Origin of the sequence: Enterobacter cloacae complex sp. P42RS (assembly GCF_014930595.1) — a bacterium.
Taxonomy (GTDB): domain Bacteria; phylum Pseudomonadota; class Gammaproteobacteria; order Enterobacterales; family Enterobacteriaceae; genus Enterobacter; species Enterobacter bugandensis.
Genome location: NZ_JADBRK010000029.1, coordinates 22,107 through 28,929, shown reverse-complemented (window position 1 = coordinate 28,929; position 6,823 = coordinate 22,107). Strand labels below are relative to the sequence as shown.

7 protein-coding genes are annotated in these 6,823 nt (G+C 57.6%); 2 read left to right on the top strand and 5 right to left on the bottom strand.

Translation table 11 applies throughout. The features are described from left to right. The first annotated feature begins 315 nt into the window (after window positions 1-315). Window positions 316-1,905, top strand: coding sequence for a bifunctional phosphoribosylaminoimidazolecarboxamide formyltransferase/IMP cyclohydrolase (gene purH / locus IM314_RS21330; protein WP_193359337.1), 1,590 nt, complete (start codon window positions 316-318; stop codon window positions 1,903-1,905). A 15-nt stretch (window positions 1,906-1,920) separates the two neighbouring features. Further along, window positions 1,921-3,213, top strand: a complete 1,293-nt coding sequence (gene purD / locus IM314_RS21325; protein WP_193359338.1) for a phosphoribosylamine--glycine ligase — start codon at window positions 1,921-1,923, stop codon at window positions 3,211-3,213. 59 nt (window positions 3,214-3,272) lie between these two features. Here purD and IM314_RS21320 read toward each other — a convergent pair whose 3' ends face one another. The 5 genes from IM314_RS21320 to hemE form a co-directional block, all read right to left on the bottom strand. Beyond that, complete coding sequence (locus IM314_RS21320) at window positions 3,273-3,965, bottom strand: DUF1481 domain-containing protein (RefSeq protein ID WP_193359344.1); 693 nt, start codon at window positions 3,963-3,965, stop codon at window positions 3,273-3,275. An 11-nt stretch (window positions 3,966-3,976) separates the two neighbouring features. Beyond that, entirely contained in the window at window positions 3,977-4,249 is a 273-nt protein-coding gene (gene hupA, locus IM314_RS21315; protein ID WP_002445246.1) for a nucleoid-associated protein HU-alpha, read from the bottom strand. A gap of 186 nt (window positions 4,250-4,435) precedes the next feature. Continuing rightward, complete coding sequence (locus tag IM314_RS21310; protein ID WP_022646712.1) at window positions 4,436-5,026, bottom strand: YjaG family protein; 591 nt, start codon at window positions 5,024-5,026, stop codon at window positions 4,436-4,438. Between the two features lie 41 nt (window positions 5,027-5,067). After that, a complete protein-coding gene (gene nfi / locus IM314_RS21305) occupies window positions 5,068-5,739 on the bottom strand; it encodes a deoxyribonuclease V (RefSeq protein ID WP_010425928.1) in 672 nt (223 codons plus the stop codon). A 9-nt stretch (window positions 5,740-5,748) separates the two neighbouring features. Next, complete coding sequence (hemE, locus tag IM314_RS21300; protein ID WP_028015107.1) at window positions 5,749-6,813, bottom strand: uroporphyrinogen decarboxylase; 1,065 nt, start codon at window positions 6,811-6,813, stop codon at window positions 5,749-5,751. Window positions 6,814-6,823 lie beyond the last annotated feature (10 nt).

Genomic DNA, 6,823 nt, shown 5'->3' with positions numbered 1-6,823 from the left:
GGGTTAACTGTGAAGTGATTCACATCCGCCGTGTCGATGGAGGCGCATTATAGGGAGTTCTCCGCAGCCCGCAACCGCTAAATGACAGAAAAATGACTGACTGCTGCATTCCCCAGCAAAACCCCGCCTTATACCCTTTTACACACAGAGTTATCCACAGCGCTTCGAAAAAGTGAAAATATGCGAGCGTTGCGCAAACGTTTTCGTTAAAATGCTCGCGCTTAACAAGGAGGCCTCGTCAGGTGTGTTAGATGAGTTTTTCGCTGGAAAATTCATCTAACGCTCTCTGTAATCGTGAAATCCAGGGGATTTACCATGCAACAACGTCGTCCAGTCCGCCGCGCTCTGCTCAGTGTTTCTGATAAAGCCGGTATCGTCGAATTCGCTCAGGCACTTTCCGCACGCGGTGTGGAGCTGCTTTCTACAGGCGGTACCGCTCGCCTGTTAGCAGAAAAAGGTCTGCCGGTAACCGAAGTGTCCGACTACACCGGTTTCCCGGAAATGATGGATGGACGCGTCAAAACCCTGCATCCGAAAGTGCACGGCGGCATTCTGGGCCGTCGCGGTCAGGACGACGGCATTATGGAACAGCATGATATCGCGCCTATCGATATGGTCGTTGTTAACCTCTACCCGTTCGCCCAGACCGTCGCCCGCGAAGGCTGCTCTCTGGAAGATGCGGTTGAGAATATTGATATCGGCGGTCCAACCATGGTGCGCTCCGCGGCGAAGAACCATAAAGATGTGGCCATCGTGGTGAAGAGCAGCGACTACAGCGCCATTATTAATGAGATGGATGCTAACGACGGCTCCCTCACTCTCGAAACCCGCTTCGACCTTGCGATTAAGGCGTTCGAACACACCGCCGCGTACGACAGCATGATTGCCAACTACTTCGGTAGCCTGGTTCCTGCCTACCACGGTGAAAGCAAAGATCCTTCTGGCCGCTTCCCGCGCACCCTGAACCTGAACTTCATTAAGAAGCAGGATATGCGTTACGGTGAGAACAGCCACCAGCAGGCTGCCTTCTATATAGAAGAAGAGGTAAAAGAAGCCTCCGTTGCGACCGCCCAGCAGGTTCAGGGCAAAGCCCTTTCCTATAACAACATTGCCGACACCGACGCCGCACTGGAATGCGTGAAAGAGTTCAGCGAGCCAGCCTGCGTTATCGTCAAGCACGCCAACCCGTGCGGCGTTGCAGTAAGCACCTCTATTCTGGATGCCTACGATCGCGCCTACAAAACCGACCCGACCTCCGCATTCGGCGGCATTATTGCCTTCAACCGCGAGCTGGATGCTGAGACCGCGCAGGCCATTATCTCCCGCCAGTTTGTCGAAGTGATCATCGCGCCATCAGCCTCCGAAGACGCGCTGAAAATCACTGCGGCAAAACAGAACGTGCGCGTACTGGTTTGCGGCCAGTGGGCAGAACGCGTGCCGGGCCTGGACTTCAAGCGCGTAAACGGCGGTCTGCTGGTGCAGGATCGCGATTTGGGTATGGTGACAGAAGCCGACCTGCGCGTGGTGACCAAACGTCAGCCAACCGAACAGGAGCTGCGCGACGCGCTGTTCTGCTGGAAAGTGGCGAAGTTCGTGAAGTCTAACGCCATTGTTTACGCCAAAGAGAACATGACCATCGGGATAGGCGCAGGCCAGATGAGCCGCGTTTACTCTGCGAAAATCGCGGGTATTAAAGCAGGTGACGAAGGCCTGGAAGTGAAAGGCTCCGCCATGGCCTCTGACGCCTTCTTCCCGTTCCGCGACGGTATCGACGCTGCGGCTGCGGTGGGCATCACCTGTGTGATCCAGCCTGGCGGCTCTATCCGCGACGACGAGGTTATTGCCGCTGCCGACGAACACGGCATCGCAATGATCTTCACCGACATGCGCCACTTCCGCCATTAATTCCCGGAGCAGAAAATGAAAGTATTAGTGATTGGTAATGGCGGGCGCGAGCACGCGCTGGCGTGGAAAGCGGCGCAGTCTCCGCAGGTTAAAACTGTCTTCGTGGCACCAGGTAACGCCGGTACCGCACTGGAACCCGCGCTGCAGAACGTGGATATCGGCGTGACCGATATCCCGGCGCTGCTGAGCTTTGCCCAGAGCGAAAAAATCGACCTGACCATCGTCGGCCCGGAAGCGCCGCTGGTAATTGGCGTGGTTGACGCCTTCCGCGCTGCGGGCCTGAAAATCTTCGGTCCAACGGAAGGTGCCGCGCAGCTGGAAGGCTCAAAAGCCTTCACCAAGGATTTCCTCGCGCGTCATAACATTCCTACGGCGGAATATCAGAACTTCACCGAGGTAGAGCCTGCTCTGGCTTACCTGCGTGAAAAAGGCGCGCCAATTGTGATCAAAGCCGACGGCCTGGCTGCCGGGAAAGGCGTTATCGTCGCGATGACGCTCGAAGAAGCCGAAGCGGCCGTTCAGGATATGCTGGCAGGCAACGCCTTTGGCGATGCGGGCCACCGCATTGTGATCGAAGAGTTCCTCGACGGCGAAGAGGCGAGCTTTATCGTAATGGTCGACGGCGAGCACGTTCTGCCGATGGCCACCAGCCAGGATCACAAGCGCGTGGGCAATGGCGATACCGGCCCCAACACCGGCGGGATGGGCGCTTACTCCCCTGCTCCCGTTGTTACCGATGAGGTGCATCAGCGCACCATGGATCGCATCATCTGGCCTACCGTGAAGGGCATGGCGGCGGAAGGCAATACCTACACCGGTTTCCTCTACGCGGGCCTGATGATTGACAAGCAGGGTAACCCGAAGGTGATTGAATTCAACTGCCGCTTCGGCGATCCGGAAACCCAGCCGATCATGCTGCGCATGAAATCCGACCTGGTGGATCTGTGCCTGGCGGCCTGCGAAGGCAAGCTGGACGAGAAAACCTCAGAGTGGGACGAGCGTGCGTCTCTGGGCGTGGTGATTGCTGCGGGTGGCTATCCGGGGAACTACAGCACCGGAGATGAGATCCACGGCCTGCCGCTGGAAGAGATTGACGGCGCGAAGGTGTTCCACGCCGGTACGAAGCTGGCTGACGATGACCGCGTGCTCACCAACGGCGGCCGCGTGCTGTGTGCGACCGCGCTGGGCCAGACCGTGGCAGAAGCGCAGAAACGCGCCTATGCGCTGATGGCGGATATTCACTGGAACGGCAGCTTCAGCCGTCAGGATATCGGTTATCGTGCTATTGCGCGGGAGCAGGGGGAGTAATTTCCCCCTAACCCTAACCCTAACCCTGACCCTCTCCCTCAAGGGAGAGGGAACTTAAATCAAAAACTTTTCTCTGTCGGCTGCCAGGTGCAGAAGTCTTCGTTCGCCACCAGCAGCAGCTGAGAGCCTTCCGGCGCCTCAAGCCACGCCACGCTCACTTCCATAGACGAATGCCGCTGACGGCGCTGAATGTGTTCGGTTGCCCAGGATTCAAGCTCAGGCTTTACGGTCTGCCCTTCGCAGGTGGTCACCGTGCCATCGGCATGCCAGCGCCCCTGGCGCAGCACCACGCGGCCCTGACGCAGCGCGTCGCTGGTCTGACGGAGCTGTTCGGCGCGGTAGCGGTAAAGGGCGACCTGATCGCTGGAAAGCTGCTGTTTCAACCCTCTGACTTCATGCTGCATAAAGCTCAGCTCGCCGTGGTCGTCGAAACGCACCTTCACGTGTTCGGGGGTCTTGCTGTAGATGTTCAGTTCAATCAGCGACAGTGCATCGCCCTGCCAGCGGTACTCTGCGGTCGAGGTGTTGCCGTTATGCCACGGGCTGAACGCGGTAAGCATATGGACTTCATCGCTGGAATCTTTACGCCAGATCCTGACCGCGCCCTGGTTGTCAGCGTAGCCGCTGGCGGTAAACGGGGGGAGTGAGGAATCATGGCTACAGGCAGACAGCAACAGTACGCCTGCCAGCGCGAGCGTTCCACGCCAGAATGACAAAAGGGGCGTTGCCGCCCCTTCGTTAAAACTGTTCACTGCCACGCGTCTTACTTAACTGCGTCTTTCAGTGCTTTACCAGAAACAAATGCCGGCACGTTAGCTGCGGCGATTTTGATTTCTTTACCGGTCTGCGGGTTGCGGCCAGTACGCTCAGCGCGGTGGTTCACTTTGAAGGTACCGAAACCAACCAGTTGTACAGCATCGCCTTCTTTCAGAGACTCAGTAATAGCAGCCAGGGTAGATTCCAGAGCAGCTTTAGCCTGCACTTTAGACAGATCAGCCTTGTCCGCAATTACATCAATCAGTTGAGTCTTGTTCATAAGTTATCCTTTCAATGTGTTTATCGCTTGCTAAGCATCGAGTGCGACGAAAATGCCAAAAAAGCACTCTCCTGCATACACGCACCGATAGCCACTTTTTTTCGCCCCCCAAATGTAGACCAGACGGGGGGCAGAAGGGAAGAGTCGAGGTGCGACAAAACAGGCGTTAAATCACGTTTTGTTGTCTCATTGGTTAAAAATTATACCAATATTGCTCTCACCGGCCTCACGCAGGTCCGCGCGCAGCCCTTTGATCAGCTCAATATCACGCTCTTCACACTCTGCCAGCAGGCGGAAAATCTCCCACTGAATATCCCATTCCTGTTCAACCGCCGGGTTAGCACGCAGCTCTTCGTCGGTCATTTCACGGCCTTCCTGCGTCATTTCCAGCATCGCGACGGTCGTGATGGATGCCTTACTGACTTCAATGGCGTGCTCCAGCGTTTCACCGCTCAGACGGGAGTGGATCAGCTCGCTCAACGCCACGCAGGCGTCGATTGCCGGATAAACGCCGTACAGGTCGTAATCGTCCGCCGCCGGGATCGCCTCTTCCAGCTTTTCGAGCTGTGAATCGAAGTTCACCTTTGCGTCTTTCACCGTCAGCGTCTCCCAGATCAAATCCAGGATACGTCGATAAATCTGGCCTTCGCCAAACTCCGTTTGCTTACAGAACGCGGCATAGTTGGGATACATGCGCTCGCACAGGCAAGCCATAAACGTCACGTGCTGCCAGCTTTCCAGCTTCTCAAGGCGCAGATGAATCGGGTTTTGTAACATGATGATGTCTCGAATCGAAAATTAGCCGCAGTTTACCTGAATCACGGCTGAATTTCCTGCCAACGAATGAATGCCGGACGTGAAGAGGCAACGGCGTCAGCCCAGCGGGTTGGCTCCGGTAACCGGTAGCCCTTCATGCAGCGCTGCACCCACGCCAGCGCGCTGTCCATGCTCACCCGATGTCCGGTGGCGATAAACAGCGGATTACAGCGCGCTTTACTGCGCCAGACCCACGCCAGCTGCTCGCCTTTATGGATAAGCGGCGCCAGCGCGCCCGGTTCGGCAGAAAGCGGCTCAAACGCGCCGCACAGGCGTTTTTTCGCCACGCCGATGGTCGGCACGTCCACCAGCAGACCAAAGTGGCTGGCGACGCCTAAGCGACGCGGATGGGAGATACCGTGCCCGTCAACAAACAGGAGGTCAGGTTTTTGCGAGAGTTGCTCCCACGCGGCCAGCAGCGCGGGGTATTCGCGGAAGGAGAGAAAGCCGGGAATATAGGGCATGGTGGTGGCGATACGCGCCACCTTGTACTCCACCAGCTCCAGCGACGGGTATTTCAGCACCACCATCGCCGCCCGCGTCACTTCACCGCCCTGCTCGAACCCGACGTCCGCCCCGCCAATGTACTGCGGGGGATCCTTATCCAGACGATCCTCGCGGATCACCGATGAAGCCAGTTCGATTTGCTGAGCGCGTAGCGACGCGAGATCCATAACCACTCCTTACTTGTGATACTGGGCAGAAAGCCGATGCACCGCCTCCACAAATACGCCTGCGTGTTCAGGCGGCACATCCTGATGAATGCCGTGGCCGAGGTTAAAGACGTGGCCTTCACCCTGGCCGAAACCAGACAGTATAGTCGACACTTCCTCTTCGATGCGGGCAGGCTGAGCATAGAGCATGGACGGGTCCATGTTGCCCTGTAGCGCCACTTTGTCGCCCACACGACGGCGCGCATCGGCAATATCGGTGGTCCAGTCGAGGCCCAGCGCGTCGCAGCCGGTGGCCGCCATCGCTTCCAGCCATTGGCCGCCGCCTTTAGTGAACAGCGTTACCGGCACGCGGCGACCGTCGTTTTCACGCAGCAGGCCATCGACGATTTTGTGCATGTAGTACAGGGAGAACTGCTGATAATCACGTCCGGTCAGCACGCCGCCCCAGGTGTCGAAAATCATCACAGACTGCGCACCCGCTTTAATCTGCGCGTTGAGGTAGAGCGTAACGCTCTTCGCCAGCTTATCGAGCAGCGCATGCAGCGCCAGCGGTTCGGCGTACATCATCTTTTTAATCATGGTGAAGGCTTTGCTGCTGCCGCCTTCAACCATGTAGGTGGCCAGCGTCCACGGGCTGCCGGAGAACCCAATCAGCGGCACTTCGCCTTTCAGTTCGCGACGAATGGTGCGCACGGCGTTCATCACGTAGCCCAGCTCGCCTTCCGGATCGGGGATCGGCAGCTTATCGACGTCGGCTTTGCTTTTGATCGGCGAGGTAAAGCGCGGGCCCTCGCCGGTTTCGAAATAGAGCCCCAGGCCCATAGCGTCCGGAATGGTAAGAATGTCCGAAAAGAGAATGGCGGCATCCAGCGGGAAGCGGCGCAGCGGCTGGAGCGTCACCTCACAGGCCAGCTCGGCGTTTTTGCACAGCGACATAAAATCGCCCGCCTGCGCGCGCGTGGCTTTGTACTCTGGCAGATAGCGTCCCGCCTGGCGCATCATCCACACCGGGGTGACATCAACGGGCTGGCGCAGCAGCGCACGCAGATAACGATCGTTCTTCAGTTCGGTCATTTTGCAGTTC